The sequence below is a fragment of the Scandinavium sp. genome (assembly GCF_032012665.1).
In the GTDB taxonomy this organism is placed as follows: Bacteria; Pseudomonadota; Gammaproteobacteria; order Enterobacterales; family Enterobacteriaceae; genus Scandinavium.
In genome coordinates, this window is sequence record NZ_DALZVG010000007.1 from 40305 (window position 1) to 66679 (window position 26375).

Below are 26375 nucleotides of genomic sequence, written 5' to 3' on the forward strand. Positions count from 1 at the left end.
GTATGGAAAAGAAACATATCTATCTGTTCTGTTCTGCAGGCATGTCCACCTCTCTGCTGGTGTCCAAAATGCGCGCGCAGGCTGAGAAATACGAAGTGCCGGTAGTGATTGAAGCTTTCCCCGAAACCCTCGCCGGTGAAAAAGGTGAAGCGGCCGATGTCGTATTACTGGGCCCACAAATTGCCTATATGTTGCCAGAAATTCAACGTCTGCTGCCAAATAAGCCAGTGGAAGTGATCGATTCTATTTTGTACGGCAAAGTAGATGGTTTAGGTGTGCTTAAAGCCGCTGTCGCCGCAATTAAGAAAGCTGCAGCGCAATAATTTTTTTATTTGATTTAATTTTCCCGTCAAAGAGTTATTTCACACACAATCGCCGTCATCGCTGGATGACGGCCTTTAAGGGTATTTTCTATGAGTAAAGTTATTAGCTCTCTTGAAAAGGTACTCCTTCCTTTTGCTGTCAAAATAGGAAAGCAGCCACACGTCAATGCGATTAAAAACGGCTTTATTAAATTAATGCCGTTGACCCTCGCAGGGGCCATGTTTGTTCTTATTAACAACGTGTTTTTAAGTTTTGGCGAAGGTTCGTTTTTCTATTCGATGGGCATTCGGTTAGACGCCTCCACCATTGAGACCCTGAATGGTTTTAAAGCCATCGGCGGCAACGTGTACAACGGTACGTTGGGCATTATGTCGCTGATGGCGCCTTTTTTCATTGGTATGGCGCTGGCTGAAGAACGTAAAGTCGATCCTTTTGCTGCCGGGCTGCTGTCCGTTGCGGCCTTTATGACGGTGACGCCGTACAGCGTAGGTGAAGCCTATGCGGTCGGGGCCAACTGGCTGGGTGGGGCAAACATCATTTCCGGTATTGTTATCGGCCTCGTGGTCGCGGAGATGTTTACCTTTATCGTTCGCCGTAACTGGGTAATTAAGCTGCCTGCAAGCGTACCGGGCTCCGTGTCCCGCTCGTTCTCTGCGGTCATTCCGGGCTTCATTATCCTCTCCATCTTTGGCGTGATTGCCTGGGCGCTGACCCACTGGCAGACCAATTTCCACCAGATCATCATGGATTCCATTTCTACGCCGCTGGCGTCGATGGGGACCGTTGTGGGCTGGGCGTACGTCATCTTCACTTCGCTGCTGTGGTTCTTCGGCGTACATGGCTCTCTGGCGCTTACCGCTCTGGATAACGGCATCATGACCCCGTGGGCGCTGGAAAACATCCAGATTTATCAGCAATACGGCTCCGTAGAAGCGGCGCTGGCGGCAGGCAAGTCCTTCCACATGTGGGCGAAGCCGATGCTGGATTCCTATATCTTCCTCGGCGGTACGGGTGCAACGCTGGGTCTGATTATCGCTATCTTTATCGCTTCACGTCGCGCTGACCATCGTCAGGTTGCGAAGCTGGCGCTGCCATCAGGCATTTTCCAGATTAACGAACCGATTCTGTTCGGTCTGCCGATCATCATGAACCCGGTCATGTTCATCCCGTTCGTGCTGATTCAGCCGCTGCTGGCCGCGATTACCATGTCTGCCTACGGCCTGGGACTTATCCCACCAATCACCAATCTGGCACCGTGGACGATGCCAACCGGCCTGGGTGCATTCTTTAACACTAACGGAAGCGTTGCCGCACTGCTGCTGGCGCTCTTCAACCTCGGTGTCTCGGTGCTGGTCTACCTGCCATTCGTGGTGGTGTCAAACAAAGCACAGGCCGTCATTGACGAAGAAGAGAGCGAAGAAGATATCGCTAACGCACTGAAATTCTGATGTAACGCGGTACGGGGTTATGCCCTGTACCGCCAGACGTAATGAGGGAGAAAGTATGTTCGATTTGGATCATATCGTGGCAGAAACAGAGGTTAAGGAGAGCGACCTCGAAGAAGTGGTGATGGGGCTGATTATCAACTCCGGGCAGGCGCGTAGCCTTGCTTATACCGCACTAAAGCAGGCCAAACAGGGGGATTTCGCCACCGCAAAAGCCACCATGGAGCAATCCCGCATAGCGCTGAGTGAAGCACATCGCGTGCAGACTCAGCTTATCGAAAGCGATGAAGGCGAAGGCAAAATGAAGGTCAGCCTGGTGCTGGTTCATGCGCAGGATCACCTTATGACCTCAATGCTCGCTCGCGAGCTGGTCGCTGAATTGATTGAGCTTCACGAGAAGGTACAATAACGGGCAGATATCACGATGAGGCAACCGAAGATGACGACCCTGGAAATCAGTACCGCGCTGGAACAACAGCTTTTTAACGGGAAAAACTTCCATGTCTTCATCTACAACAAAACCGAAAGCATCAGTGGACTGCACCAGCACGACTACTACGAGTACACCCTCGTATTGACCGGGCGCTATTATCAGGAGATCAATGGCAAACGGGTGATGCTGGAGCGCGGAGATTTCGTCTTCATTCCGATGGGGTCGCACCACCAGAGCTTTTATGAGTTCGGCGCGACCCGCATACTGAACGTCGGCATCAGCAAGCGCTTCTTTGAAGAGCATTATCAGCCGCTGCTGCCGGGCTTTCTGGTTGCCTCTCAGGTCTATTCGGTAAAAAGTACCTTTCTCAGCTATATAGAATCGGTTATTGCCTCGCTCAATTTCCGCGAAAGTGAATTTGATGAGTTTATTGAAGTTGTCTCTTTTTATGTGATTAACCGCCTGCGCCATTTCCGCGAAGAGCAGACGCAGGACGTCATTCCTCAGTGGTTAAAAATCACCGTGGAAGAGATGCACGATAAACATAAATTTGGCGAAGGCGCGCTGGAAAATATGGTGGCGTTATCCGGAAAATCCCAGGAATACCTGACCCGGGCAACTCAGCGCTATTACAGCAAAACGCCAATGCAGATCATTAATGATATCCGCATCAATTTCGCCATGAAGCAGCTGGAAATAACCAATTATTCGGTGACCGATATTGCCTATGAATCAGGTTACAGCAGCCCAAGTCTGTTTATTAAGACCTTTAAAAAGCTGACCTCATTCACGCCAAGCCAGTATCGTAAACAGCTCACCGTGATTAATTAACGCCGCGCGGTTTGCCGCGCGCACCGAATTCGTTTAGCTATCCGCTTTCGTGGAGGGTTTTCCACATTCCGGGCGCGGATCACGAGGGAGAAAGTTATGAGCCAGAAATTAAAAGTTGTGACTATCGGCGGCGGCAGCAGCTATACCCCGGAATTACTCGAAGGATTTATCAAGCGCTATCACGAGCTGCCGGTTACCGAGCTGTGGCTGGTTGATGTGGAAGAAGGGCAAGAGAAGCTCGATATTATCCACGCTCTGTGCGAACGCATGGTGCAAAAAGCCGGTGTGCCAATGACGGTACACAAAACCCTCAACCGCCGTGAAGCGCTGAAAGGTGCGAATTTTGTCACCACCCAGCTGCGCGTCGGCCAGCTGAAAGCGCGTGAAAAAGATGAGCGTATTCCGCTGAGCCACGGCTATCTCGGCCAGGAAACCAACGGTGCAGGTGGCCTGTTCAAAGGGCTGCGCACCATTCCGGTGGTTTTCGACATTATTAAAGACGTGGAGGAGATTTGCCCGGATGCGTGGGTGATTAACTTCACCAACCCGGCAGGGATGGTGACCGAAGCGGTTTATCGCCACACAAACTTCAAGCGCTTTATCGGCGTGTGCAACATTCCGGTTGGCATGAAGATGTTCATCACCGACGTGCTGAAGCTCTCTGAAAGTGACGATCTGTCCATCGATCTGTTCGGCCTGAACCATATGGTGTTCATCCGCGACGTGATCGTGAACGGTGAATCCCGCTTTGCGGAGCTGCTGGACGGCGTTGCCTCCGGCAAGCTCACCGCCAACACCGTGAAGAACATCTTCGATATGCCGTTCAGCGAAGGGCTGATTCGCTCCCTGAATCTGCTGCCGTGCTCTTATCTGCTGTACTACTTCAAGCAGAAAGAGATGCTGGCGATTGAAATGGGGGAATACTACAAAGGCGGCGCGCGTGCGCAGGTGGTGCAGAAGGTTGAGAAGCAGCTGTTCGACCTCTACAAAGACCCGAACCTGAACATCAAGCCGAAGGAGCTGGAGCAGCGCGGCGGAGCATACTACTCAGACGCGGCGTGTGAAGTGATTAACGCTATCTACAATAACAAACAGACCGAGCATTACGTTAACGTGCCGCACCACGGCCACGTGGACAATATTCCGGCGGACTGGGCGGTAGAAATGACCTGCATTCTGGGCCACGAAGGGGCGAAGCCGCATCCGCGACTGACCCATTTCGATGATAAAGTGCTGGGCCTTATCCACACCATTAAGGGCTTTGAAGTGGCGGCAAGCCATGCGGCGCTGAGCGGTGAATTCAACGACGTGCTGCTGGCGCTGAATCTGAGCCCGCTGATTCATTCCGACAAAGATGCGGAAATTCTGGCGCGCGAGATGATCCTTGCTCACGAGAAGTGGTTGCCGAACTTTGCCGAAACGGTGAAAACCCTCAAGCAGTAAAAGGAGTTGCAGATGGAACGTGTGCTAATCGTCAACGCCGATGACTTCGGCCTGAGCAAAGGGCAGAACTACGGCATTGTCGATGCCTGCAAAAACGGTCTGGTCACCTCTACTACCGCGCTGGTCAACGGCGCGGCTATCGAACACGCGGCTCAGCTGAGCCGCTGTTTGCCGGAGCTGGCCGTGGGAATGCACTTTGTGCTGACGCTGGGCATGCCGCTTTCCGCTATGCCGGGCCTGACGCGTGAAGGCAAGCTCGGGAAGTGGATCTGGCAAATGGCTGAAGAAGACACGCTGCCGCTGGATGAAATTGCCCGCGAGCTGGACTGTCAGTATCACCGCTTTGTCGATCTGTTCGGCTGTGAACCAACCCATTTCGACAGCCACCACCATGTGCATATGATCCCGCAGATATTCCCGATTGTGGCGGCGTTTGCTAAAGCAAAAGGGGTCGCGATGCGTATTGATCGCCAGGTGCAGAAGCTGCACGGTCTGGACGAGCAGGGCGTGCGCAGCAGCGACGGTTTTGCCAGCGAGTTCTACGGCGAGGCCATCACCGAAGCGCTGTTCCTGCAAACGCTGGAAGCCTCCGCTCAGGCTGGCGAATCATCGCTGGAAGTGATGTGCCATCCGGCCTTCGTCGATAACACTATTATGGGCAGCGCCTATTGCTACCCGCGTTTAACTGAACTGGACGTCCTCACGTCTCCGTCGCTGAAATACGCGGTGGCAGAGCGAGGCTACCGTCTCGGCACATACCGCGACGTATAGTATGTCACGCCTGGCGCCCGGTTTCGTTGCGGGCGCCGTGTTAGGGGTTAGGCCGGGTGAATATGCCCGGCATTTTTTTGCCCGTTATTTGCCATCGCGCCGTTTATCCCAGGCAACCGCACACAGGGCGCGACGTTGGCTGCCGCAATCGGCTATCATAGGGGATTCCTGACTCTGTTTTTCGTTCTGGTGCTTTTCCGCTTATGAAACCGCTGCGTCAACAAAACAACCGCCCTGTTATCAGCTACGTGCCGCGCGTCGAACCGGCTCCGCCCGATCACGCCTCCAAAGTGGAGGGGTTTCGTGACGTCTGGCTGTTGCGTGGGAAATACGTGGCCTTCGTGCTGATGGGGGACTGCTTCCGGCGCTCACAGGCCTTCAGCGTGCCGGAGTCGGCTCAGCGCTGGGCGGCGCAGATGCGACAGGAAGGGGAAGTAGAAGAGTAAAAGCTTCCCCGACGGGGAAGCTTCAACAGAGATCAATTCCACAGCGCAAGGATGGGCCAGCCGACGAGCAGCAGCAGCGAGATGTAAATCACGCCAAAGATGGCTCCCAGCCGCCAGTAGTCCTTCGACTTCACATAGCCGCAGCCGTAGATGATAACGCCAGGACCGGTGGCGTAAGGCGTCAGACAGCCCATAATCCCAATCGACAGCACCAGCAGAATACAGAGATGCTCCATCGGCACCCCAGGGATCCCTTTGCCTACCGCCAGGATCACCGGCAGCATCGTGGCGGTGTGCGCGGACAGGCTGGCAAACAGGTAATGGGCAAAATAGAACACCAGCACCAGCACGATAACCGTGGTATTGGCGGAGAAGCCTTCCAGATGCGTGCTCATCGTTGCGGCAAACCAGCCGATAAATCCGGAGCGGGTCAGGCCGCTGGCCATGACCACCAGCGTCGCAAGATTCACCAGCGTATTCCAGGCGCTGTTGTAACGGGTTATCTCTTTCCACGGGACTACGTGCAGCGTCAGCATCAGGGAAACGGCCAGCAGCCCAACCGCCGTGGCATCAATGAAGCCGCCGCCAAATACCCAAAGCGCAAGGCTCAGCAGGACAAGACAAATGAGCGTGATTTCTTTTCGCGACAGGGCCCCCATCTCTTTAAGCGCATTGCCCGCCCAGCCGGAGACCTCTTCACTGTGGGTGACTTCGGGCTTATACAACACGTACGAGAGCCAGGGGGCAACGATCAACAGCAGAATGCCGACGGGCAAAAAGCTCAGAAACCACGTCAGCCAGCTTATCTGAATTCCGGCAATTTTATTGACGAACTCCAGGCCGAGCACGTTGGGTGCCGCGCCCGTGACAAACATTGAGGAGCTCAGGCTGGTACTGATTACCATCATCCACATCAGATACCCACCGATGCGGCGGGAAGAGGGATCGTTGGGGAAAGACCTGAATAAAGGGGGCAGGTTTTTGATCACCGGGAAAACGGTGCCGCCGGTACGGGCGGTGTTTGAAGGCGTAAACGGTGCCAGCAGGATATCGATTATCACAATCGCATAGCCGAGGGTCAGCGTACGCTTCCCCATAAATTTAACCATGAATAAAGCGATGCGTTTGCCGAGGCCCGTGACTTCATAGCCCAGCGCGAAGATAAAGGCGCCAAACACCAGCCAGACGGTCGTACTGGAAAAGCCAGCCAGCCCCCATTTCAACGCTTCTTTTCCCGCGTTAAACGCCGGGTCGGCCAGCTCTTTGGCATCAAAGAGCAGATAATCACTGCCGATAACGCATATCGTCATGGCAATAAAGCTTATCGCCGTGGCCGGAATCGGTTCGAGGATCATGCCGACAATCATTGCCACGAACACGGCAAAAAAATGCCATGCCTGCGGGGGCATGCCGTCGGGAACCGGGATAATGAGCATGACGGCCATCACCAGCAGAGGGGCTATCAATTTCCATATATTCTCTTTTGAAACGGACATAGCTGAAACTCCTGTAAGGATTTTTAATAGCGTTATCTTTTCGCTAATCGGGACAGTTCATCTAAAAAGAGGGTGACAATCAGCAGGTCGGCGCTGCCGCCGGGGCTCAGATTACGGGCAATACACTGTTGGTCGAATTCACGCAGGGCATGCATATCCTTATCCCGGCGGACGCTACCGCGATGCAGCAGGGCTCTGGCCTGGTGTTGCAGCCATAGCAGCCCTTGCAGACCGCCTCGCGAAGCAACGTTGGTGTCGCCGTTGTGCGCCATCAGCACCAGCAGCGTGTCGAGCCATATCCGCTCGGTGGGAAGATGCCGGTTACGCATTATTCTCACGTGCGGCAAAGCGAGCTTAAGCACCAGGGGATAACCGGCTTCCGCCTGACCTCGCGCCCCGGTGAGGCCCAGCGTCAGATACAGACGCTGGCCCGCGGTTTTCTGCTGGTTGCCGAGCTGCAATTCACGGGCGCTAAGCCCATGGCAAAATGATGCCACGGTTGCACAAATGCTTTCCGGCGTGAGACGACGGCGATGCTCATGCAGGCGTCCAACTGCCGCACAGAGCAGTCCGAGCGAAAAAATGCTGCCCTTATGGGTGTTCACCCCTCCCGTTGCCCGAAACATATCGGCTTCGCAGGCAAGGCCGATGTGCCGCAAACCGGACAAAACGGATGTTTCAGCCAGCCCCGCGCTGGTGGCGCCATAGCGCACAAAATCGGCAAGCCAGGGATAAATGGCATTTGCACTGAGATAAAAATCCTCCAGCGTCATATCCTGGTGCGCGCCGCTGTTGTGGCGATCCACAAGGCCGGGCTTGGGTGAAAGTTCCACTTCGGCGATCATTGCCCGCCAGGCCAGTTCAGCGACCCGTTCTGCCAGCGTGCAGTCAGCTTTGCTGTGCGTTTTCGGCATCATGCAGCAGCCTCTCCATGTGGTTGAGCAACTCCGCGATTGAATGGGAACGCTCTCTTGCACAAATGCGGGCATCCCTTTCGCAAAGCAGGCAGCGGCGGGCTGGCTGAGCAAGCGCCTGGCGGGACAGCAGCTCTCCCTGCGGCGTGAAGACGTCGATATCCCATAGCCTGCCCAGCGGGTGATGCTGCTCCAGCGTGATACAGGCCCGCTTGAGCGCCAGCGCTGGGGCATCAACGGCCAGCAATCCTTCTGCCCCCGTCGCCAGTTCGTAGCAGCGCTGGTGAACAATTTCCCAGCCGGATGCGGCAAGCATCTGGCGAAGTGAACGGATACCGTGGTTAAAAATACGGCGCGACAGTTCGCTGTCTTTGACCGGGCCTGGCGCCACGGTGGTAAAGGAAATCAGTGATGTGGGATACTTTTTCTGCCACTGCTGCTGGCGTGCCTGACGATCATCCCGGCTGGCAAGCAGTTCGGGCAGCGCGATGACACGATTGCTCGCGCAGCTGAGATAGAGCGGCATGGTTTACTCCTTCACCTGATGGACGACGTCAATTACCGAACCATCGCGATAGCGCACGACGGCGATAATCCGATCGGTAAATTCAATGGGTTGCGGTGTTCCGGTGAGAATGTCAGCCCGCTCGCGCAGCCACTCAACGGACACCACTTTCAGTCCGGCATTCTTAAGGCGCTCGGCCAGCTCTGGGCGAGCGGGGTTGACGGCGATACCATGATCGGTGACGAGGATATCCACGCTCGAACCCGGCGTGACGCAGGTGGTGACCTGATCAACCAGCGTGGGGATACGGCCGCGTACCAGCGGGGCAACGATGATAGAGACGGCTGCGGCGACGGCCGTATCGCAGTGACCCCCGGATGCGCCACGCAGGACGCCGTCGGAGCCGGTCAGCACGTTAACGTTGAACTGTGTATCAATCTCAAGTGCGCTGAGGACAACGACATCCAGCCGGTCAACGCTGGCACCTTTTGAACCCCGGTTGGCGTACTCGTTAGCGCTGATTTCAATGTGATTCGGATTGCGGGCGAGGGACTCAGCGGCCGCCCGGTCAAAGCTCTGCACGTCGAGTAACGTGTGGATCAGCCCTTTTTCGTGCAGTTCGACCATGGTGGAGGTAATGCCGCCCAGCGCGAACGCGGCCTGGACGTTGCGCTGGCGCATTTTATCTTCCAGAAAACGGGTGACCGCGAGTGACGCACCACCCGTGCCGGTTTGCAGGGAGAACCCATCGTTGAAAAAGCCGGAGTTAACCACCACGTCCGCGGCGCTGCGAGCAATCAGCAGTTCGCGGGGATTGGACGTCATACGGGTGGCATCGGCACCGATTTTGTCCGCATCGCCGACCTGTTCAACCTGTACGATCAGATCGACCTGGTCCTGGCGCAGGCTGGCGGGCGTGTGCGGGTAGGGCAACAGCGTTTCGGTGAGTAGCACTACCTGCTGCGCGTTTTCGGCATCGACTTTGGCATAGCCCAGTGAGCCGCAGCAGGCTTTGCCCGTGAAACCGTTGGCGTTGCCAAAGGGATCGCAGGAGGGCACGCCAAGAAAGGCCACGTCAACGTTCAGCTCACCGCTTTCGACCAGATGAACGCGCCCGCCGTGGGAGTGGATCTGCACCGGTTCAGCCAGCAGGCCGCGAGAGATTGCCTCGGCAAGCGGGCCGCGCAGGCCCGAAGTATAAATCCGGGTAATGACCTGATTGCGGATGTGTTCGACCAGCGGGGCATGGCAGTCGCTGAGTGAACTGGAGGCCAGCGTCAGGTTTTTGAATCCCAGAGCGGCAATCGCGTCCATGACCTGGTTCAGCGTCAGATCGCCATTGCGAAAGGCGTGGTGAAACGAAATGGTCATGCCGTCCTGCAGCCCGGAGCGGCGAATCGCCTCTTCAAGGCTGGCGCAAAGCTTGCGATTCCGGGGCTTTTGCGTTTGCAGGTTTAGCTTAGAGACGGGGGCATAGAGCGGGGTCATATCGTCCGCGTGGCGACGCCAGGCGGCAACCCGTTCCTGTCGGGAGATCTGAGTCATGATTAATCCTTATTCTTGACGAATGCCTGAGAGCGCAGCGCGTGATAGCACCAGACGCGCACGTTCGATAACCGGGCTGTCCACCATTTTCCCGTTGAGTGACACTACGCCACGCCCTTCGCGCGCAGAGGCTTCAGCGGCCTCAATAACCTGCTGTGCGTGGTTAATCTCTTTCTGCGTAGGCGCATAGAGGTTATGCAGCAGTTCAATCTGGCGCGGGTTGATCAGGGATTTACCGTCAAAGCCCAGCTGTTTGATGTGCGCGGCCTCGTGGAGAAACCCCGCATCGTTGCTGGCGTCGGAATAGACGGTATCGAACGCCTGGATCCCGGCGGCACGGGCGGCTTGTAAAATGGCACAGCGCGCGAAGAGCAGCTCTACGCCATCCGCTGAACGCTCTGTGCGCAAATTCCTGACGTAGTCTTCAGCGCCTAACGCGATGCCGATCAGACGTGGCGAAGCGTTGGCAATGGCGGCCGCTTCGGTGATCCCTTGCGGCGATTCGATGGCCGCCAGCAGCCCTGTGCTGCCGGACTCGCGGCCGCACTGTTCCTCAATGCGGGCGATTTCGCTTTCAATATCCTTCACGTCCTGCGCGGTATCGGTTTTCGGCAGACGCACAATGTCGGCTCCGCCGCGAACAACGGCCTCGAGGTCAGCCAGACCGTACGCCGAATCCAGGGCGTTGACCCGCACGATGGTTTCACGCTCCCGGTAAAGTGGGTGCTGAAGGGCGTGGTACACCAGGCAGCGTGCGGCATCTTTCTCACGCAGAATGACCGAGTCCTCAAGGTCGAACATCAGCGCATCAGCGCCGTAGATAAAGCTATTGCTGACCATCGCAGCGTTGGCACCGGGAACAAACAGCATGCTGCGTCGGGTTCGGGATCTGCGCAGCTGGGCGGAAGTCGAGGTCATGGGCGATCCTCCCATGGCAGGGCGCTGAGCCCGCTGGCGCGGGCGAGCAGGGTTTCCAGACGAGCGCGTAGTACGCAGTCGAGCGCGCCTTTATCATCGACGATCAGCTGTACGCCGCGAACATCGTGGCGGTGGAGGATTTCATAGAGCGTGGCGCGAATGGCCTCACCAAACTGTTTCTCGACGCTGCTGCTGATTTGCAGGTCAATCTCCTGACCGTCGAGCGGGGCTATTCGTATCATGACATCGCCAGACTCCAGGGTGCCGGCGACGGCTGCTTGGGTAACGTTCATTTTTCACCTGTCATTGATGCGCAAAGGGATTCTTTATTCGCGGCGATCATCCGTTGCAGATAGCTGTAGGTCGCCTCGGGGACCAGCTGCGCGATGGTCGCCAGATCTTTTTTCACCAGCAGCCGACGCACCCAGGAGGCGGAAATCGCCGCGCCCTGGTACTGCAGGCGCTCGATTTCAATCAGCTGAATGGGCGGTGAGTCCCATGCCGGATCGGCAAGCCGCTGGCGCATATCGTGGTTGTAACCTGCGGTGACCGTACAGAACGGCTCGGTGCCGACGAAGCGGTGCGTAATGCCCAGCGCCGGAGCGAGATGTTGCCGAAATATTTGCAGGTCAATTTCGGTGTAGCAGTGGTTAATCACGCTCTGCTCTTTGATGAAATAGCAGGGGAAAGTGGCGCGTGAGATCATGTATTCCGACCCCCGGTGGACGGTAATGCCCGGAATATCCGCTGTTCCGGCACGGACCAGCGCCAGGCGGTCCTCATAGGGAAAACGTGAGGTGTCCTCTTTCACCAGAAACACGTGCAGCCAGTCGCACTGCGCAGCTGCGGTCTGAATCAGATATCGGTGTCCACGCGTAAAGGGATTGGCGTTCATGACGATACAGCCAATTTTTTCGCCGCTCTGGCGGAGCGTTGTGAGGTAGCTGGCATAGCGTTGCAGTCGCGTGGCGCTGTTTTCCATCAATACCATCACGCCGGGCACGCTGGCGATCGTATAAAAACCGCATTGCTTAAACAGGGCTTCGTTATGGCTTTTGGTGTAAATGAATAAATTTGTGCGCTGCTTTTCATACGCCAGATTTATTAATTCGGTGGCCAGCTTTAATGCCAGGCCTTCACCGCGCGCTGATTCACTGATGGCGACACATTTAATAATATTCCCGGCAATACCGCCGCAGGCAATCAGTGTTTCATTGCGGGTTACGGTAATAAAAACCTCTACCGTGGTATCTATGCTCAGGTCGTTTTCGCGCAGGAATTGCGTCACGGCGGCGATTTTTTTATTTTCCGCACGTTTGACCTGCGTAAATACGGGTTGGGCCTGCATGGATCAAAACATCCTGTTTTTTTTACGCTGCCGAAGTAGCAACGAAACTGATAATAATGCTTTGCAAATGAATAACATTTGCGACTTCAGTACGGGTTATTCCTTACTCATGCGACGATAGTACGAGCTGTTTTTATTTTAATTATTGACCTGTTTCACAAACGCAGGGCTGTTTTAAATTGGCTTAATGGTTTTTATTTGTTTAATTATCTTTAATGCATCTAATGGCGTGACGTTTATTTTCGTAATTGATTTTATTTGTGCAATCCTTAACGAAACCGGTGCGAATCGCTGGACGCCGCGAAAACAAAACCATTACATTTTAAGGGTCATTAGGGAGAAGCCTGTTCCGACACAAGGAAACGATCATGTCAGAGGTAAAAGCGGGAGGAAGCCTGGCGTTCTTTTATCGCCTCGCGTTTCCGCTGCGTATTTTTCTGCTGCTGCTGTTAATGTCCTCGCTATTAGTTGCGGCCCTCGGCCAGTACCTCTCCGCAAGCTTTGAAGACTATCTCACCCGCCAGGTCAGGGATATGGCGATGAATCAGGCCAAAATTATCGCGGCAAACGACAGCGTCGTGGCGGCGGTGAAAAGCCGGGATACCGCACGGCTCTCGGTGATAGCCAGCAAGCTGGCAGGGGGCTCAGACCTGGATTATGTGGTCATTGGCGATAAGCATTCGGTTCGTCTGTATCACCCTAATCCGGAGAAAATAGGTCAGCCGATGCAGTGGACCAAACCCGGCGCGCTGGAAAAGGGCGAAAGCTACTTCATTACCGGCAAAGGTTCGATAGGCATGGCGATGCGTGCAAAAACGCCGGTGTTTGATGAGCACGGGCAGATTATCGGCGTGGTGTCGCTGGGCTATCTGGTCAGCAAAATCGACAGCTGGTGGCTGGATTTTATTTTGCCGATGGCGGGCGTATTTGTGCTGCTGTTGCTGATTTTACTGCTGCTGTCGTGGCTGTTTGCCGCACATATTCGCCGCCAGATGCTGGGTATGGAGCCGCGGCAGATTGCGAGGGTCGTTCGTCAGCAGGAGGCGCTGTTCGGCTCCGTTTTTGAGGGGCTGATTGCGGTGGATCCCGATGGACAAATCACCGCGATTAACCGTAACGCCCGAAAAATGCTCGGTCTGAGTTCGCCGGGGCGACAGTGGCTCGGCAGGCCGATTGCCGACGTGGTCCAACCGAGCGCGTTTTTCACCGACAGCATCGCGGACAAAAGGCAGGACGTGATGTGTACGTTTAACGGGCTGAACGTGATCGCCAATCGGGGGGCGATTCGTTCCGGGGCGGAAATGCTGGGGGCCATTATCAGCTTTCGCAGCAAGGATGAAATGAGCGCGTTGAACGCTCAGCTGACGCAGATTAAACAGTACGTGGAGAGCCTGCGGGTGCTGCGGCACGAGCATCTGAACTGGATGTCGACGCTAAGCGGCCTGTTGCAGATGAAAGAGTATGACCGTGTGCTGGAGATGGTGAAGGGGGAATCCCAGGCCCAGCAGGCGCTGATAGACCGCCTGCGCAGCGCCTTCTGCGATCGCCAGGTCGCCGGGTTACTGTTCGGCAAGGTACAACGTGCGCACGAGCTGGGGCTTAATCTGCATATTGTGGAAGGCAGCCAGCTCCGTCAGTTACCGCCAGGGCTGGACAGCACCGAGTTTTCCGCCATCGTCGGCAACCTGCTGGATAACGCATTCGAAGCAAGCCTCCACAACCCGAAGGGCGATAAAACTGTCGAGCTGTATCTCAGCGATGAGGGCCCGGAGGTAGTGATTGAAGTGAGTGACCACGGCTGCGGCGTTCCGGATGAGCTGCGTCACGCCATTTTTAGCCAGGGCGTGAGCACCCGGGAGAAAGATGCCGGTGAACACGGCCTCGGCTTGTATTTGATTTCTGGCTATGTGGAGCGTTGCGGCGGCGTTATTACGCTTGAAGATAACGATCCCACTGGCGCTCTGTTTTCCGTTTTTATACCGAAAGTGAAATGCAATGATGGCACAACCTCTGACGATTTTGATTGTTGAAGATGAAACGGCGCTGGCCGAAATGCATGCAGAATTTATTCAACAGTATCCCGAATGCAGTCAAGTGTGGCTGGCAGGAAATCTGGCTCAGGCGCGTGCCATGATCGCCCGGCTGCATCCTTCGCTGATTCTGCTTGATAACTACCTGCCGGACGGGAAGGGTATCACCTTACTGCATGAGCTGATCGAGGCCCATACGTCATGCGGCGTGATTTTTACTACCGCAGCGAGCGATATGGATACCGTCTCCGAAGCGGTGCGCGGCGGAGTCTTTGATTATCTGGTGAAGCCGGTTTCGTACGAGCGGCTTCATCAGACGCTGGTACGCTATCAGCAGAGGATGCAGATGCTGGCATACACCGCCAGCGCCAGCCAGCGTCAGATTGACCAGATGTTTAACGCTTACGCACGCGGTGAGCCCAGGGCTGAGCTCCCGGTTGGCATCGATGGCCTGACGCTTGAGAAGGTCCTCGCGCTGTTTGCCGACCGTGAAACCAGCCACACCGCAGAAACGGTTGCTCAGACGCTTAAGCTAAGCCGGACGACGGCAAGGCGCTATCTTGAGTATGCCGCAGGCCAGCAGCAGATTCGGGCTGAGATTGTCTACGGCAAGGTTGGTCGGCCGCAGCGCAGCTACCGGGGCACGGAGACATAAAAAAACGGTGAGCAGAACGTGTCTGGCTCACCGTTTTTTTTGGAAGAAGTGGGCTTAGCGGTGCGCCAGCTCTACTTCATCTTCGCTTGCCATTACCGCTTTGTCGGTCTGACGCAGCCACTGGCTGGTAAGGGTACCGGCGGTCATGGAGCCGTTGACGTTCAGAGCAGTACGGCCCATGTCGATCAGCGGTTCAATGGAGATCAGCAGGGCAACCAGCGTCACCGGCAGGCCCATCGCAGGCAGCACGATCAGCGCAGCAAAGGTTGCGCCGCCGCCCACGCCCGCCACGCCGGCGGAGCTGACGGTCACGATGCCAACCAGAGTCGCAATCCACAGCGGATCCAGTGGGTTAATCCCGACGGTTGGGGCAACCATCACCGCCAGCATAGCCGGGTACAGGCCCGCACAGCCGTTCTGGCCGATGGTCGCACCGAAGGACGCGGAGAAGCTGGCGATAGATTCCGGCACGCCCAGACGGCGAGTTTGCGCTTCGATGTTCAGCGGAATAGACGCGGCGCTGGAACGGCTGGTGAACGCGAAGGTTAGCACAGGCCATACTTTACGGAAGTATTTCAACGGGTTAACGCCGTTCGCACCCAGCAGCAGGCCGTGAACCACAAACATGATAGCCAGGCCCAGATAGGATGCCACCACGAAACCGCCAAGCTTAATGATGTCCTGCAGGTTAGAACCCGCAACGACTTTGGTCATCAGCGCCAGTACGCCATAAGGGGTCAGTTGCATCACCAGACGCACCAGCTTCATCACCCAGCTTTGCAGGGTATCGATGGCGGTCAGAACGCGTTTGCCTTTTGCTTCATCGTCTTTCAGCAGCTTCAGCGCGGCCACGCCGAGGAAGGCGGCGAAAATCACGATGCTGATGATTGAAGTCGGGCTCGCACCGGTCAGGTCTGCAAACGGGTTTTTCGGCACGAAGGAGAGCAGCAGCTGCGGTACGCTCAGGTCAGCCACTTTACCGACGTAGGTGCTCTGGATGGCGTTCAGGCGCGCGGTTTCCGCAGTGCCCTGCACCAGACCTTCAGCGCTCAGGCCGAAGAGGTTGGTCACCAGCACGCCGACCAGCGCAGAAATCAGCGTGGTGAACAGCAGGGTGCCGATGGTCAGGAAGCTGATTTTACCCAGCTGGGACGCGTTATGCAGACGTGCCACCGCGCTAAGGATAGAGGCGAATACCAGCGGCATAACGATCATCTGCAGCAGCTGGACGTAGCCGTTACCCACAATGTTGAACCACTGAATTGAGTCTTTCAGTACTGCGCTGTCCGCACCGTAAACCAGCTGCAGCGCCAGGCCAAAGACCACGCCCATTGCCAGGCCGACCAGCACTTTTTTAGCCAGGCTCCAGTTTTTGTGTCGTGTCTGTGCCAGAGCAAAAAGTAATACCGCGAACACCACAACGTTCGCTATAAGTGGAAAATTCATCCCCGTTCTCCTGATGTCGTTATACGGCCCAGAATCAGGCCGACTGTAATGCCGCAAAGAGTAGCAGAAGTGTGATGCGCATCTTATATCCAAATGGAATGGGTTATGCCAAAACAGCCATGATTGCCGGTTTAGTGGCCGCTTTGCTGATTTATAAAGCGATCGAAGCGCCACTGCAGCGAACTGATAAGGCCAGATGACCAGCGTACGGCGCTGTTATCGGTGACCGACTGCGGCATCCAGACGGCATAAACGAACAGGACCATGCAGAGCACGCGCTCCAGCTGATTGCCTTTGCGTGGTGCGAGGATGGGCAGACGAAACCGCCAGCGGCAGGGCCACAGCAGCGGCACGCCCGCAGGCGTGAGCATGTCCGCAAGGATATGACTCAGGTAGCCGAGCACCATTCCCTGAATAGCATCGGCAGGAACAATCCAGCTTTCCGGAACTTTGAGATAAAACAGCGTCAGGCCGCCGAACACCGCCAGAAGGCTATGGGTAAAGCCACGATGGCCACACATTCGCGCTATGGGTTTGGCTATCCAGCTTAGCCGCTGACCAAGGAAGGACCTGGGGTGATCGATGTCCGGCAGCAGGCAGGTGAGTACCGCGGCGGGCACAATATGCCACCAGTCACCCTGTGCCAGAACCGGGGTCAGCTCGGCATTTTTGGCAAACACCGCACAGGCAATTGAAAAGAGCAGGTGACCTTCCGCCGTCATGATAACACCCGTAAAACTGTCAATTCATACAGTATAGGGTTTTTATACAGTAGGTGGAAGAGGTGACGGTGTAACTCTTTGTCACAACCCGACGTTCAGCCGGGTTGTGCGGGAGAGGATTCAGCCAAGAAGATGCGCGGAGGTGAGTTGTTCGAGAGAGGACAGTTTTGCCTCCGCCAGCACATAGCGCGGGTCGGCAAAATTCGTATGTTCGGGCACAACGATGGAGCGCATCCGCGCAGCCTTACTGGCGATCATGCCGTTAACAGAGTCTTCCAGCGCCACGCAGTTAAGCGGAGATACGCCAAGCTTCTGCGCGCAGTCGAGATACACCTGCGGATGCGGTTTGCTGTAGGGCAGCTTTTCCGCCGAGGCAAGGGCGTCAAATTGATCGCGCAGACCGAACATCGCCAGCACTTTTTCCAGCATATGCAGCGGAGAGGCCGAAGCCAGACCCACTTTCAACCCCTGAGCCTTGCACAGCGCAATGGCTTCACGTACGCCTGGCAGCAGCGGGCGTTCTGCTTCAACCAGGGAAATGGCGCGGTTGATTATCAGGTCGGTCACTTCCGTGCGGCTCGGGCCGCTCCAGGGTTGATGGGCGAACCACAGTTCGACGACCATATCGATACGCAGGCCAAGGGTATCCGGCAGTTCGCTACGGCGGCTGATGTCGACGCCGATTTCAGCTAAAACGCCCAGCTCAGCGCGATCCCACAGCGGCTCAGAGTCAATCAGCAATCCGTCCATATCGAAGATAGCGGCAACAATTTGTCGCGAGGCTGTCATAATGCAACTCCTGTAAGGTAATAGGCCAGCGCCAGGGGCTTCATCCTACATCATATCGCTGTTAAAACGCAGGCGAAAAGGGGTAACTCAGGGTAGACTTACGGCGAAACATCAGCGCGTCTGAACAAGGGGAATCCATGACGTATCAACAAGCTGGACGCATTGCCATACTAAAACGCATTCTGGGCTGGGTTATTTTCATCCCGGCGGTGATTTCAACACTTATCTCACTGTTCAAATTTATGTTTGAACACAGTGAAAAGCAGCCAGGTATCGACGCAGTGCTGCTGGATTTCGCCCACGTGATGATTGAAATGATCCGTTTCAATACGCCGTTCCTGAACGTGTTCTGGTTCAACTCACCGCTGCCGGATTTCCACCGCAGCCTGAATATCGGCTTCTGGATTATCTTTGCGCTGGTGTTTATTGGCATGGCGTTACAGGCTTCCGGGGCGCGAATGGGCCGCCAGGCGAAGTTTCTGCGTGAGGGCGTGCAGGATCAACTGATTCTGGAGCAGGCGAAAGGGCCCGAAGGATTAACCAAAGAGCAAATTGACGCGAAAATTGTGGTGCCGCACCACACTATCTTTTTGCAGATATTCCCGCTGTACGTGCTGCCCGCGATCGTGATTGTGGCGGGGTATTTCTTCTTTAAGCTGTTGGGCTTTCTTTGAAGCGTACCTGATGGCGCTGTGCTTACCCGGCCTGCTTGATTCGCAGGCCGGGTCAGGCGAAAGCCGCCACCCGGAAAGGGATTACGGCTTAGGGAAAGGTCTTGGTTTGCCTTCGCTGTCTACCGCGACATAGATAAACAGTGCTTCAGTGGCTTTATAGCGCTGCCCGATAGGTTCGGACGCCACTTTCTTCACCCAGACTTCAATGTTTACCGTAATCGACGTTGTGCCACGTTTGGTGCAGCGGGCATAGCAGCACACCACATCACCCACCGCGACCGGCCGCAGAAACGTCATGCCGTCCACTCGAACCGTGACAACGCGGCCCTGGGCAATCTCTTTGGCCATGATTGCGCCGCCGAGGTCCATCTGCGACATGATCCAGCCGCCAAAAATATCGCCGTTGGCATTAGTGTCAGCGGGCATAGCCAGCGTGCGAAGAACTAAATCGCCAACTGGCGCATCACTGCTCGTACTCATTTACTCTCGTCCTGCGGCATGTGGCGGTAGATGTATACGCCGCTCAGCAGCGTGAAAATCAGGGTCAGCGCGGTTAAACCAAACACTTTGAAGTTGACCCAGATGTTCTGCGGCAGCCAGAAAGCGATATAGATGTTTGCCAGCCCGCACAGGATAAAGAACAGCGCCCATGCGATGTTGAGACGAGACCACACGAACTGCGGCAGCGTTAACTCTTTGCCGAGCATGCGCTGGATCAGCGGCTTTTTCATCACCCACTGGCTGACCAGCAGGGCGATGGCAAACAGGCCGTAAATGACGGTGACTTTCCATTTGATAAATTCATCGTTGTGGAAGAACAGCGTCAGGCCGCCGAACACGGCAACGATGACAAAAGTGATCAGCGCCATCTTCTCGACTTTGCGATAGCGCACCCAGCTGTAAATCAGCACGATGGCGGTGGCAACGATCAGCGCCGTGGTCGCAGCGTAGATGTCGTAAAGCTTATAGAAAGCAAAGAACACCACCAGCGGTAAAAAATCCAGAAACTGCTTCATACATCGGTTCCGTATTTCAGTAAGGGCCCGGGCATGCCGGGCCTTGAGGGGATCAGTTACGAATAAGCATATACAGGCGGAATAAATAGATCAGCAACAATGCGGAAATGAGATTGCTGATGCAGTTCACCACCACCGCGCCAACGTTTGGCGTCAATACGGCAAAGTTCGGCGCGAACATCAGCAGCGCTGTTTTCGCCAGCAGCCAGGCCATCACCGGGGTGGCGACGAGGCGCATATTGCTCCACGTCAGGCGCATACTGTTACGCATTGAGGCAAAGATCCCCATTTTGTCCTGCACCAGCATGATCGGTGCAAAGGCCAGCACGATGGCCAGCAGCACGCCCGGAACGACCACCAGCATTACGCCCATCTGTACCAGGAAAGTGGTAATGAAGATGAGGAGTAACAGCTTCGGCAGGACCGGCGCACTGGCACCGATCGCACGCAGGGCGCTGACGCGCTGCCCGGCAGAGATCATCTGAATCATCAGCAGTACGCCGCCCGCGAGAATGGCGTTGCCAATCAGTCCGGAAAACGTGGACGCCGCCGACGCCCGTAGCAGGATTTGCTGCTGCTCTGGCGTCATGTTCTGCACCAGTTCAAACAGGCCCGCGCTGCCCGCGAGATTATCGCCTTCTTTCAGAACGGCGAGCTGCTCGTCGCTCGGTGAGAACGCATGGCCAAGCACCACCGTGATAAACGCACACAACAACGCAATCAGCAGTATCGTAACGAACTGATTGCGAAAAAAATTACCCGTGTCACGGTAAACCGACTTAGCCGTGATAGACATGCACTCTCCTTGAGTCTGGCTGGTATGAATAAGCCAGCAATTGTAACTCACCCGACGCCAAAGTGGCAGCATCAACACCTGTATGCAAAAGCATATCTTTGTAAAGAGGCGGTAAGCCGTAAAAGGTCAGGATTGGGTGAGTACTGCGTGCGCTGCTTATTTTGTCACGAAGAAAAGACAGAAAATTGATATGGATATGCTTTTCCCTTAATGCAATTGCTACGAAAAATTAATCCAGATCAATGAATGTTAAATCTCAGGATTGAATGTGATCTGAGTTGGATCGTTTTTACTCTTTTGTGGGTATATTCATCGCGCTTATAAAACCATAACGAAGGAGTGGATATGAAAAAGTTAGCAGTGGCAGCGCTGGTTTTAGGCAGTCTTTCTGGCGGAGCCTGGGCGCATGAAGCGGGTGAGTTCTTTATTCGTGCGGGTACGGCCACCGTCAGACCAACGGAAGGCGCGAACGGTACCCTCGGGAGCCTCAATGGCTTTAACGTCAGCAATAACACACAGCTCGGGCTGACCTTTACCTACATGGCGACCGATAATCTCGGTGTTGAACTGCTGGCAGCAACGCCGTTCCGCCATAAAATTGGCACCGGCGCGACCGGCGATATCGCCACGGTACACCAGCTTCCGCCAACGTTAATGGCGCAGTGGTACTTCGGTGAGGCTACCAGCAAATTCCGCCCTTATGTTGGGGTTGGGGTTAACTACACCACCTTTTTTGATGAGAAATTCAACGACAACGGTAAAGATGCAGGTCTTTCCGATCTGAGCCTGAAGGATTCCTGGGGCGTTGCCGGGCAGGTGGGCGTGGATTATCTCATTAACCGCGACTGGCTGCTCAACGCCTCCGTGTGGTACATGGATATCGACACCAAAGCGCGCTACAAGTCCGATGGTTCGGTTCTCCCGGCGCAGAGCTATAACGACAAAGTCCGTATCGATCCCTGGGTGTTTATGTTCTCCGCAGGCTATCGCTTCTGATAACGAGATGAGTGGCCGCTTTGCGGTCACTCTTTATAAACGATAAACACGCTATCCTGAAATTTATTATTAAATTTCCTATAGTTACGCCTATTGCTTCTCTCGCATCATTTTGCGCTCTGCCTAAACCAGGCCGCCCGAACACGGACCTCAATCGATAATTTTCCCGATGTCGACAACGCCGTCGTCGTTTTTTTGCTTCGCAGTCTTTCCCGTATTCATTATTGCTCAGCGGATCGTCTGATTTGCCTGCGCTTTACGCTTCTGTAAGTTTTGCCTGCTACCCTCAGGGGGCATATCAGCGAACGGAACAGGAGGTTCCATGAGCAAAAAACTCAATGAAATCGATAAACTGATTGGTGATTTGAACCTGGCCGTTGAGGCGCATTATCAGTGGCTGGTGGAGGTATTCCGCTATATTTCAGTGCGTGACAGGGAACAGCCAGCCATTACTTACCAGGCGTCGCATAATCTTTGTGCTTTCGGTAGCTGGATCAACGGTTAGCTGAGCGAAAACTCCGACACAGGGGATTCGTACTGGCCATACCTCAGCGCCATGAAGAGACGCATAACGTCTGCCGTGAGCTGGTCACTTCCATCGTCAATAGCGACTTAAGCTGGCTCTCTTTGATGTCCTCAAGCAAGCTTTGCAGCGGCTACGATGCGCTGACGGAGCTGCAACAGATGCCGCATTCTTGATGAATCCTTCGACAGCCATCTTCCCGAAGAAAACGGCGACAACGTGTATGTGCTGATCATCGACGTCGATCATTTCAAGCAGGTGAACGATACCTGGGGACACATGACGGGCGATGTGGTGCTGCGTGCACTGGCGTTAAAGCTGCGTGAATGTACCCGTAGCTATGAGCCACCGTACCGTTTTGGCGGTGAGGAGTTCATCACGCTGCTGAAGGCAAGAAACGACCGGGATGCCTGTCACGCAGGGTTGTGCATCAACGAAGCCATTGCGGCACACCGCATCCGATTTGGCGCAGAGCAGCTGTCGATAACCGTCACCTCAGGGCTGACGCGAGCCCATCAGGGCGAAACGCTGCATCGGGTGCTGGAGCGGGCAGATTGCGCTATGTATCGCGGAAAACAGAGCGGAAGAAATCGCTGCATGTTTGTAGACAGGGCACTGAACGTGAATCAGGTACAGTTCTGAGAGGCAAAAAAAGCCCGCGCAAGGCGGGCAAACAATACTGGAAGCAATGTGAGCAATGTCGTGCCGAATACCTGAGTGATTTGCTCAACTATTCGGTGTTGAGAAAGATAATACTTCTCATTAAGAAGTTCAACCCCTTCTTTTCTGGGGATGTTAGCCAATCTGGAAAACGGTACGATTCTGGCTGTCATCCAGTGGCCAGGCCTCCGCAACGTCGGCCAGCAGCGCCGTGCGGTGGGCGATGGAAAAGCTGCCTGCTACCGCCGCATTGAGCATCTCGCCGGTGGCTTTCACCAGCGCGGGCAGGGAAAGGCCCCCAATCCCGCTGCCCATCAGCTGAATGGGGGAGGATCGCAGCACGGCGCCCGGCAGCGTAATCTCCTGCCCGGCCAGCGATCCAACCTGGACATAGCGCACGGGAGCTGTACCCGGCACATGTTTTGCCAGCGCCTTCAGCAGCAGTTCGGCGCTGCGGCCCCACAGATAATCAATGACCACGTCAATTTGCCCGGCGGCATGTGTCGCGAGGGTTTGCGCCAGCACGCTTTCATCTTCGGTCAGCAAAACGGTGGCATCGGCGTTGAGCGAGGCCAGTGCCTGTGGGTTACGCCCGGTGGCGATGATCTTTTTAGCGCCAAGATGGCGGGCGATTTGTACCGCTAACCGTCCGGCGCTGCCCGTCGCACCGTTTATCAACACGGTTTCACCTGCCTTAAAGCCAGCACGGTTAACCAGCGCGGCCCAGGCCGACATACCAGGATTTGCCATTGCCGCAGCGGTGGCATCATCCAGCCCGTCCGGCAGCGGCAGGCAATGAGCAACATCGACAGGCGCAAGCTGCGCCATGCTGCCCCAGGGCGTTGGCGGGAATACGAAATAAACGCGCTGACCGTCCCGGGTGACGCCAGTGCCGTCGATCCCGGCGATAAACGGGAGCGTGCCGTCAAAACTGTAATGCTTACCGGATGCCCGGCTTTTCACCACGTGGCTGATTGCCGACGCGGTAACCTGAATCAACTGCTGATTTTCAGCGGCAACCGGTTCAGCAAAATCGGCATAAACCGGCCCCTGTGAGGGATCAAATACTACGGCTGCTTTCATCCTGTTTCTCCTTAATCGGTTTTATGTGTAAAATGCACATAATTAATAAGGCCACTCTACGCCGAAGAGAAATTATATGCAATATGCACATAAACAATATGACGTGACGGATTTTCACGGCGCTTTGCTCGACATCCTGAGCGTGATGAATCAGCCGAAGCGCGATGAAACGCTGCTGGCGGCGGCAGACGTCAAGCTGGATCAGGTGCTGTTCCCGCTATTGGTCACAATTGGCCGCTATGGGCCGGTGGGCGTGGTGGAACTGGCGGACAGCCTCGGGCGCGACTACACCACGGTCAGTCGTCAGGTGAAGAAGTTGCAGGAGCAGGGGCTGGCGCTAAAGCAGCCTGCCGAACGGGACAAGCGTATCAGCGAAGTGACGCTCTCAGAGCAGGGCAAAGCGCTGACGAACGCGATTGACGGCGCAAGACAAAAGCTGATGAATGCAATTTTTGCCGAGTGGCCGGAGGAAGACGTGAAGGCGTTATTTCGTCTGGTAAGGCAATATGCGGAAAGTGTGAAGGGAAAAACGCCGTCTGACTGCTAGCCAGACGGCGGAATGTTATGCGCTGTGGGTCGCGGCTTTCATGTTCTGCACGAACGTTTTCAGCTCTGCCAGCATTGCCGGGTGATTATCGACGTTCTTCTCGATAATTTTGACGATAGCCGAACCGGAAATTGCGCCTGCGGCACCCGCGCCAATGGCGGCGGTCACCTGATCTGGCGCGGAAATGCCAAAGCCCTGCAACGGCGGGGCGGCATGGTATTCACTCAGCTTCTCAATCAGATGATGCAGCGGCAGTGCTGCCTTGTTTTCCGCACCCGTTACGCCAGCACGGGAAAGCAGATAGGTATAACCGCGACCGTGGGAAGCTATCTGACGCAGCAGTTCATCATCGGCGTTCGGTGGGCAGATGAAGATCGGCGCCACGTTATGGCGCATTGCCGCCTGACGGAATTCGGCAGACTCTTCCACCGGCACATCTGCCACCAGAACGGAATCCACGCCCACGCGCTCGCATTCGGCATAGAAGCGATCGATGCCGCGGCTGAAGACCAGATTGGCATACATCAGCAGGCCAATCGGCATGGTCGGGTGCTTCTGGCGAATCGCCGCCAGCATTTCGAAACACTGGGTCACGGTAACGCCCGAGGCGAACGCACGCAGCGTCGCGCTTTGAATGGTCGGGCCGTCGGCCAGCGGATCGGAGAAGGGAATACCGAGCTCCAGGGCATCTGCGCCTGCTTCAATCAGCGTATCAATGATTTTTAGCGACTGTTCCGGGTTGGGATCGCCCAGCGTCACGAAGGGAACAAACGCGCCTTCCTTGCGGTTTTTCAGCTCAGCAAACAGGTTGTCATAGCGTTCCATCAGATTTCCCCTCGTGCTTTCAGGATGTCATGTACGGTGAAGATGTCTTTATCGCCGCGGCCGGAAAGGTTAACCACCAGCAGCTGCTCTTTATCCGGATTTTCGCGCATCATTTTCAGCGCGTGAGCGAGGGCGTGGGAAGACTCCAGCGCCGGGATGATCCCTTCATGGCGGCAGAGCGCCTTAAAGGCGTCCAGCGCTTCGTTGTCGGTGACAGAGACGTAGTCCGCACGGCCCGTGCTGTTCAAAAACGCGTGCTGTGGCCCAACGGACGGGAAATCCAGGCCCGCCGAAATGGAATAAGATTCTTCAATCTGGCCTTCATCGGTCTGCATCATCGGCGATTTCATGCCGAAATAGATGCCAACGCGACCGTGCTTAAGCGGCGCGCCGTGCTCGCCAGTTTCGATACCGTGTCCGGCGGGCTCTACGCCGATCAGGCCGACGGAGGTTTCATCAATAAAGTCCGCAAACATGCCGATGGCGTTGGATCCGCCGCCGACGCAAGCGATAACCGCATCCGGCAGACGGCCTTCTTTTTCCTGAATCTGCACTTTGGTTTCTTCGCCGATCATGCGCTGGAATTCACGCACGATGGTCGGGAACGGGTGAGGGCCTGCTGCGGTGCCGAGCATATAATGCGCGGTTTCGTAGCTGCCGGACCAGTCACGCAGCGCTTCGTTACAGGCATCTTTCAGCGTGGCGGAGCCGCTGTGTACCGGGATCACTTCCGCGCCCATCAGACGCATACGGAACACGTTTGGCGACTGGCGCTCAACGTCTTTTGCGCCCATATAGATGCGGCATTTCAGACCGAGCAGGGCGCTCGCCAGGGCGGAGGCTACGCCGTGCTGGCCTGCGCCGGTTTCGGCGATGATTTCAGTTTTGCCCATGCGCTTCGCCAGCAGCGCCTGGCCCAACACCTGGTTGGTTTTATGCGCGCCACCGTGGAGAAGATCTTCACGCTTAAGGTACAGCGTGGTTTTGGTGCCTGCGGTCAGGTTCTGGCATTTGGTCAGCGCGGTCGGACGACCCGCATAGTTCTTCAGTAAATCGGTAAACTGGGTCTGGAACTCAGGATCTTTCTGCGCGCTTACGAACGCTTCTTCCAGCTGGCGCAGGGCGGGCATCAGGATCTGCGGCACGTACATGCCGCCAAATTCACCAAAATAGGGGTTCAGTAATGTCTTCATG

At 55.6% G+C, this 26375-nt stretch carries 30 protein-coding genes and 1 pseudogene; 14 read left to right on the forward strand and 17 right to left on the reverse strand.

Annotation, left to right across the window (positions count from 1 at the left end; genetic code table 11):
- Window positions 1-2: 2 nt before the first annotated feature.
- From chbB to cedA, 7 genes are all read left to right on the forward strand, one after another.
- Complete coding sequence (chbB, locus tag RTU33_RS08230; protein WP_312626550.1) at window positions 3-323, forward strand: PTS N,N'-diacetylchitobiose transporter subunit IIB; 321 nt, start codon at window positions 3-5, stop codon at window positions 321-323.
- Between the two features lie 90 nt (window positions 324-413).
- Window positions 414-1772: a PTS N,N'-diacetylchitobiose transporter subunit IIC gene (gene chbC, locus RTU33_RS08235; protein WP_312626552.1), complete on the forward strand. Its 1359-nt coding sequence runs from the start codon at window positions 414-416 to the stop codon at window positions 1770-1772.
- Window positions 1773-1827: 55 nt separating this feature from the next.
- Window positions 1828-2178 carry a PTS N,N'-diacetylchitobiose transporter subunit IIA gene (chbA, locus tag RTU33_RS08240; protein ID WP_312626554.1) on the forward strand — a complete coding sequence of 117 codons (351 nt, stop codon included), beginning with the start codon at window positions 1828-1830 and terminating at the stop codon, window positions 2176-2178.
- Between the two features lie 30 nt (window positions 2179-2208).
- On the forward strand, window positions 2209-3033 hold the full coding sequence (gene chbR / locus RTU33_RS08245; RefSeq protein ID WP_312626556.1) for a transcriptional regulator ChbR: 825 nt from the start codon (window positions 2209-2211) through the stop codon (window positions 3031-3033).
- A 96-nt stretch (window positions 3034-3129) separates the two neighbouring features.
- Entirely contained in the window at window positions 3130-4476 is a 1347-nt protein-coding gene (locus RTU33_RS08250) for a 6-phospho-beta-glucosidase (RefSeq protein ID WP_312626558.1), read from the forward strand.
- A gap of 12 nt (window positions 4477-4488) precedes the next feature.
- Window positions 4489-5247 (forward strand): chitin disaccharide deacetylase, encoded by a 759-nt coding sequence (gene chbG / locus RTU33_RS08255; RefSeq protein WP_312626560.1) that lies wholly within the window; start codon window positions 4489-4491, stop codon window positions 5245-5247.
- A gap of 203 nt (window positions 5248-5450) precedes the next feature.
- The gene (cedA, locus tag RTU33_RS08260; protein WP_312626562.1) at window positions 5451-5693 is read left to right on the forward strand and encodes a cell division activator CedA; all 243 of its coding nucleotides are present in this window, start codon (window positions 5451-5453) and stop codon (window positions 5691-5693) included.
- Between the two features lie 32 nt (window positions 5694-5725).
- Here cedA and RTU33_RS08265 read toward each other — a convergent pair whose 3' ends face one another.
- The 7 genes from RTU33_RS08265 to citC are packed head-to-tail and all read right to left on the reverse strand — an operon-like array spanning window position 5726 to window position 12419.
- Complete coding sequence (locus RTU33_RS08265) at window positions 5726-7189, reverse strand: anion permease (protein ID WP_312626564.1); 1464 nt, start codon at window positions 7187-7189, stop codon at window positions 5726-5728.
- 32 nt (window positions 7190-7221) lie between these two features.
- On the reverse strand, window positions 7222-8103 hold the full coding sequence (gene citG / locus RTU33_RS08270; protein WP_409438242.1) for a triphosphoribosyl-dephospho-CoA synthase CitG: 882 nt from the start codon (window positions 8101-8103) through the stop codon (window positions 7222-7224).
- Window positions 8078-8629 carry a citrate lyase holo-[acyl-carrier protein] synthase gene (gene citX / locus RTU33_RS08275; protein WP_312626569.1) on the reverse strand — a complete coding sequence of 184 codons (552 nt, stop codon included), beginning with the start codon at window positions 8627-8629 and terminating at the stop codon, window positions 8078-8080. The genes citG and citX overlap by 26 nt, the downstream gene beginning before the upstream one ends.
- A 3-nt stretch (window positions 8630-8632) precedes the next feature.
- Window positions 8633-10153: a citrate lyase subunit alpha gene (citF, locus tag RTU33_RS08280; RefSeq protein WP_409438234.1), complete on the reverse strand. Its 1521-nt coding sequence runs from the start codon at window positions 10151-10153 to the stop codon at window positions 8633-8635.
- Window positions 10154-10162: 9 nt separating this feature from the next.
- Window positions 10163-11071 (reverse strand): aldolase/citrate lyase family protein, encoded by a 909-nt coding sequence (locus RTU33_RS08285; protein WP_312626571.1) that lies wholly within the window; start codon window positions 11069-11071, stop codon window positions 10163-10165.
- On the reverse strand, window positions 11068-11364 hold the full coding sequence (gene citD, locus RTU33_RS08290) for a citrate lyase acyl carrier protein (RefSeq protein ID WP_312626573.1): 297 nt from the start codon (window positions 11362-11364) through the stop codon (window positions 11068-11070). Before citD ends, RTU33_RS08285 begins: the two co-directional genes overlap by 4 nt.
- On the reverse strand, window positions 11361-12419 hold the full coding sequence (gene citC, locus RTU33_RS08295) for a [citrate (pro-3S)-lyase] ligase (protein WP_312626575.1): 1059 nt from the start codon (window positions 12417-12419) through the stop codon (window positions 11361-11363). Before citC ends, citD begins: the two co-directional genes overlap by 4 nt.
- 368 nt (window positions 12420-12787) lie before the next feature.
- Here citC and dpiB point away from each other — a divergent pair, with 368 nt between their 5' ends.
- Both dpiB and dpiA read left to right on the forward strand, forming a co-directional pair.
- A complete protein-coding gene (dpiB, locus tag RTU33_RS08300; protein ID WP_312626577.1) occupies window positions 12788-14449 on the forward strand; it encodes a sensor histidine kinase DpiB in 1662 nt (553 codons plus the stop codon).
- The gene (dpiA, locus tag RTU33_RS08305) at window positions 14418-15104 is read left to right on the forward strand and encodes a two-component response regulator DpiA (RefSeq protein WP_312626769.1); all 687 of its coding nucleotides are present in this window, start codon (window positions 14418-14420) and stop codon (window positions 15102-15104) included. The genes dpiB and dpiA overlap by 32 nt, the downstream gene beginning before the upstream one ends.
- A 54-nt stretch (window positions 15105-15158) precedes the next feature.
- Here the strand turns inward: dpiA and RTU33_RS08310 are convergent, their stop codons facing one another.
- From RTU33_RS08310 to hxpB, 3 genes are all read right to left on the reverse strand, one after another.
- A complete protein-coding gene (locus RTU33_RS08310) occupies window positions 15159-16550 on the reverse strand; it encodes an L-cystine transporter (protein ID WP_312626579.1) in 1392 nt (463 codons plus the stop codon).
- A gap of 131 nt (window positions 16551-16681) precedes the next feature.
- Entirely contained in the window at window positions 16682-17272 is a 591-nt protein-coding gene (locus RTU33_RS08315; RefSeq protein WP_312626581.1) for a metal-dependent hydrolase, read from the reverse strand.
- A gap of 120 nt (window positions 17273-17392) precedes the next feature.
- Window positions 17393-18061, reverse strand: coding sequence for a hexitol phosphatase HxpB (gene hxpB, locus RTU33_RS08320; protein WP_312626583.1), 669 nt, complete (start codon window positions 18059-18061; stop codon window positions 17393-17395).
- Between the two features lie 137 nt (window positions 18062-18198).
- Between hxpB and RTU33_RS08325 the strand changes: the two genes are divergently transcribed.
- On the forward strand, window positions 18199-18735 hold the full coding sequence (locus tag RTU33_RS08325) for a YniB family protein (protein ID WP_312626584.1): 537 nt from the start codon (window positions 18199-18201) through the stop codon (window positions 18733-18735).
- Between the two features lie 81 nt (window positions 18736-18816).
- Here RTU33_RS08325 and yciA read toward each other — a convergent pair whose 3' ends face one another.
- From yciA to RTU33_RS21865, 4 genes and pseudogenes are all read right to left on the reverse strand, one after another.
- On the reverse strand, window positions 18817-19215 hold the full coding sequence (gene yciA / locus RTU33_RS08330; RefSeq protein WP_312626585.1) for an acyl-CoA thioester hydrolase YciA: 399 nt from the start codon (window positions 19213-19215) through the stop codon (window positions 18817-18819).
- On the reverse strand, window positions 19212-19751 hold the full coding sequence (locus tag RTU33_RS08335; protein WP_312626586.1) for a septation protein A: 540 nt from the start codon (window positions 19749-19751) through the stop codon (window positions 19212-19214). Before RTU33_RS08335 ends, yciA begins: the two co-directional genes overlap by 4 nt.
- Before the next feature lie 52 nt (window positions 19752-19803).
- The gene (locus RTU33_RS08340) at window positions 19804-20547 is read right to left on the reverse strand and encodes a YciC family protein (protein WP_312626588.1); all 744 of its coding nucleotides are present in this window, start codon (window positions 20545-20547) and stop codon (window positions 19804-19806) included.
- Window positions 20531-20668: pseudogene (locus tag RTU33_RS21865) on the reverse strand (hypothetical protein); the annotation flags it as partial. The pseudogene RTU33_RS21865 and the gene RTU33_RS08340, both read right to left, overlap by 17 nt.
- Window positions 20669-20892: 224 nt before the next feature.
- Between RTU33_RS21865 and ompW the strand changes: the two are divergent.
- The 3 genes from ompW (at window position 20893) to RTU33_RS08355 (ending at window position 22708) form a co-directional block, all read left to right on the forward strand.
- Window positions 20893-21543: an outer membrane protein OmpW gene (ompW, locus tag RTU33_RS08345; RefSeq protein ID WP_312626590.1), complete on the forward strand. Its 651-nt coding sequence runs from the start codon at window positions 20893-20895 to the stop codon at window positions 21541-21543.
- Window positions 21544-21865: 322 nt separating this feature from the next.
- Window positions 21866-22048, forward strand: a complete 183-nt coding sequence (locus RTU33_RS08350) for a hypothetical protein (RefSeq protein ID WP_312626592.1) — start codon at window positions 21866-21868, stop codon at window positions 22046-22048.
- Between the two features lie 237 nt (window positions 22049-22285).
- A complete protein-coding gene (locus RTU33_RS08355; RefSeq protein WP_409438235.1) occupies window positions 22286-22708 on the forward strand; it encodes a diguanylate cyclase domain-containing protein in 423 nt (140 codons plus the stop codon).
- 153 nt (window positions 22709-22861) lie between these two features.
- Here the strand turns inward: RTU33_RS08355 and RTU33_RS08360 are convergent, their stop codons facing one another.
- Entirely contained in the window at window positions 22862-23809 is a 948-nt protein-coding gene (locus RTU33_RS08360) for a zinc-binding alcohol dehydrogenase family protein (protein ID WP_312626594.1), read from the reverse strand.
- A gap of 76 nt (window positions 23810-23885) precedes the next feature.
- Between RTU33_RS08360 and RTU33_RS08365 the strand changes: the two genes are divergently transcribed.
- On the forward strand, window positions 23886-24356 hold the full coding sequence (locus RTU33_RS08365; RefSeq protein ID WP_312626596.1) for a MarR family transcriptional regulator: 471 nt from the start codon (window positions 23886-23888) through the stop codon (window positions 24354-24356).
- A gap of 15 nt (window positions 24357-24371) precedes the next feature.
- Here the strand turns inward: RTU33_RS08365 and trpA are convergent, their stop codons facing one another.
- Both trpA and trpB read right to left on the reverse strand, forming a co-directional pair.
- The gene (trpA, locus tag RTU33_RS08370; RefSeq protein WP_312626598.1) at window positions 24372-25181 is read right to left on the reverse strand and encodes a tryptophan synthase subunit alpha; all 810 of its coding nucleotides are present in this window, start codon (window positions 25179-25181) and stop codon (window positions 24372-24374) included.
- Window positions 25181-26374: a tryptophan synthase subunit beta gene (gene trpB, locus RTU33_RS08375; protein ID WP_312626600.1), complete on the reverse strand. Its 1194-nt coding sequence runs from the start codon at window positions 26372-26374 to the stop codon at window positions 25181-25183. The genes trpA and trpB overlap by 1 nt, the downstream gene beginning before the upstream one ends.
- Window position 26375 lies beyond the last annotated feature (1 nt).

What these genes read in the sequence shown, in the direction of transcription:
- RTU33_RS08350 (WP_312626592.1), top strand. Translation starts at nt 21,866, where the DNA reads ATGAGCAAAAAACTCAATGAAATCGATAAACTGATTGGTGATTTGAAC.
- RTU33_RS08315 (WP_312626581.1), bottom strand. Translation starts at nt 17,272, where the DNA reads ATGACGGCGGAAGGTCACCTGCTCTTTTCAATTGCCTGTGCGGTGTTT.
- trpB (WP_312626600.1), bottom strand. Translation starts at nt 26,374, where the DNA reads ATGAAGACATTACTGAACCCCTATTTTGGTGAATTTGGCGGCATGTAC.
- ompW (WP_312626590.1), top strand. Translation starts at nt 20,893, where the DNA reads ATGAAAAAGTTAGCAGTGGCAGCGCTGGTTTTAGGCAGTCTTTCTGGC.
- chbC (WP_312626552.1), top strand. Translation starts at nt 414, where the DNA reads ATGAGTAAAGTTATTAGCTCTCTTGAAAAGGTACTCCTTCCTTTTGCT.
- dpiA (WP_312626769.1), top strand. Translation starts at nt 14,418, where the DNA reads ATGGCACAACCTCTGACGATTTTGATTGTTGAAGATGAAACGGCGCTG.
- dpiB (WP_312626577.1), top strand. Translation starts at nt 12,788, where the DNA reads ATGTCAGAGGTAAAAGCGGGAGGAAGCCTGGCGTTCTTTTATCGCCTC.
- RTU33_RS08360 (WP_312626594.1), bottom strand. Translation starts at nt 23,809, where the DNA reads ATGAAAGCAGCCGTAGTATTTGATCCCTCACAGGGGCCGGTTTATGCC.
- RTU33_RS08340 (WP_312626588.1), bottom strand. Translation starts at nt 20,547, where the DNA reads ATGTCTATCACGGCTAAGTCGGTTTACCGTGACACGGGTAATTTTTTT.
- chbR (WP_312626556.1), top strand. Translation starts at nt 2,209, where the DNA reads ATGACGACCCTGGAAATCAGTACCGCGCTGGAACAACAGCTTTTTAAC.
- citF (WP_409438234.1), bottom strand. Translation starts at nt 10,153, where the DNA reads ATGACTCAGATCTCCCGACAGGAACGGGTTGCCGCCTGGCGTCGCCAC.
- RTU33_RS08335 (WP_312626586.1), bottom strand. Translation starts at nt 19,751, where the DNA reads ATGAAGCAGTTTCTGGATTTTTTACCGCTGGTGGTGTTCTTTGCTTTC.
- chbG (WP_312626560.1), top strand. Translation starts at nt 4,489, where the DNA reads ATGGAACGTGTGCTAATCGTCAACGCCGATGACTTCGGCCTGAGCAAA.
- chbB (WP_312626550.1), top strand. Translation starts at nt 3, where the DNA reads ATGGAAAAGAAACATATCTATCTGTTCTGTTCTGCAGGCATGTCCACC.
- citC (WP_312626575.1), bottom strand. Translation starts at nt 12,419, where the DNA reads ATGCAGGCCCAACCCGTATTTACGCAGGTCAAACGTGCGGAAAATAAA.
- yciA (WP_312626585.1), bottom strand. Translation starts at nt 19,215, where the DNA reads ATGAGTACGAGCAGTGATGCGCCAGTTGGCGATTTAGTTCTTCGCACG.
- RTU33_RS08265 (WP_312626564.1), bottom strand. Translation starts at nt 7,189, where the DNA reads ATGTCCGTTTCAAAAGAGAATATATGGAAATTGATAGCCCCTCTGCTG.
- cedA (WP_312626562.1), top strand. Translation starts at nt 5,451, where the DNA reads ATGAAACCGCTGCGTCAACAAAACAACCGCCCTGTTATCAGCTACGTG.
- citD (WP_312626573.1), bottom strand. Translation starts at nt 11,364, where the DNA reads ATGAACGTTACCCAAGCAGCCGTCGCCGGCACCCTGGAGTCTGGCGAT.
- RTU33_RS08285 (WP_312626571.1), bottom strand. Translation starts at nt 11,071, where the DNA reads ATGACCTCGACTTCCGCCCAGCTGCGCAGATCCCGAACCCGACGCAGC.
- citX (WP_312626569.1), bottom strand. Translation starts at nt 8,629, where the DNA reads ATGCCGCTCTATCTCAGCTGCGCGAGCAATCGTGTCATCGCGCTGCCC.
- hxpB (WP_312626583.1), bottom strand. Translation starts at nt 18,061, where the DNA reads ATGACAGCCTCGCGACAAATTGTTGCCGCTATCTTCGATATGGACGGA.
- RTU33_RS08250 (WP_312626558.1), top strand. Translation starts at nt 3,130, where the DNA reads ATGAGCCAGAAATTAAAAGTTGTGACTATCGGCGGCGGCAGCAGCTAT.
- RTU33_RS08310 (WP_312626579.1), bottom strand. Translation starts at nt 16,550, where the DNA reads ATGAATTTTCCACTTATAGCGAACGTTGTGGTGTTCGCGGTATTACTT.
- chbA (WP_312626554.1), top strand. Translation starts at nt 1,828, where the DNA reads ATGTTCGATTTGGATCATATCGTGGCAGAAACAGAGGTTAAGGAGAGC.
- RTU33_RS08365 (WP_312626596.1), top strand. Translation starts at nt 23,886, where the DNA reads ATGCAATATGCACATAAACAATATGACGTGACGGATTTTCACGGCGCT.
- trpA (WP_312626598.1), bottom strand. Translation starts at nt 25,181, where the DNA reads ATGGAACGCTATGACAACCTGTTTGCTGAGCTGAAAAACCGCAAGGAA.
- RTU33_RS08325 (WP_312626584.1), top strand. Translation starts at nt 18,199, where the DNA reads ATGACGTATCAACAAGCTGGACGCATTGCCATACTAAAACGCATTCTG.
- citG (WP_409438242.1), bottom strand. Translation starts at nt 8,103, where the DNA reads ATGCCGAAAACGCACAGCAAAGCTGACTGCACGCTGGCAGAACGGGTC.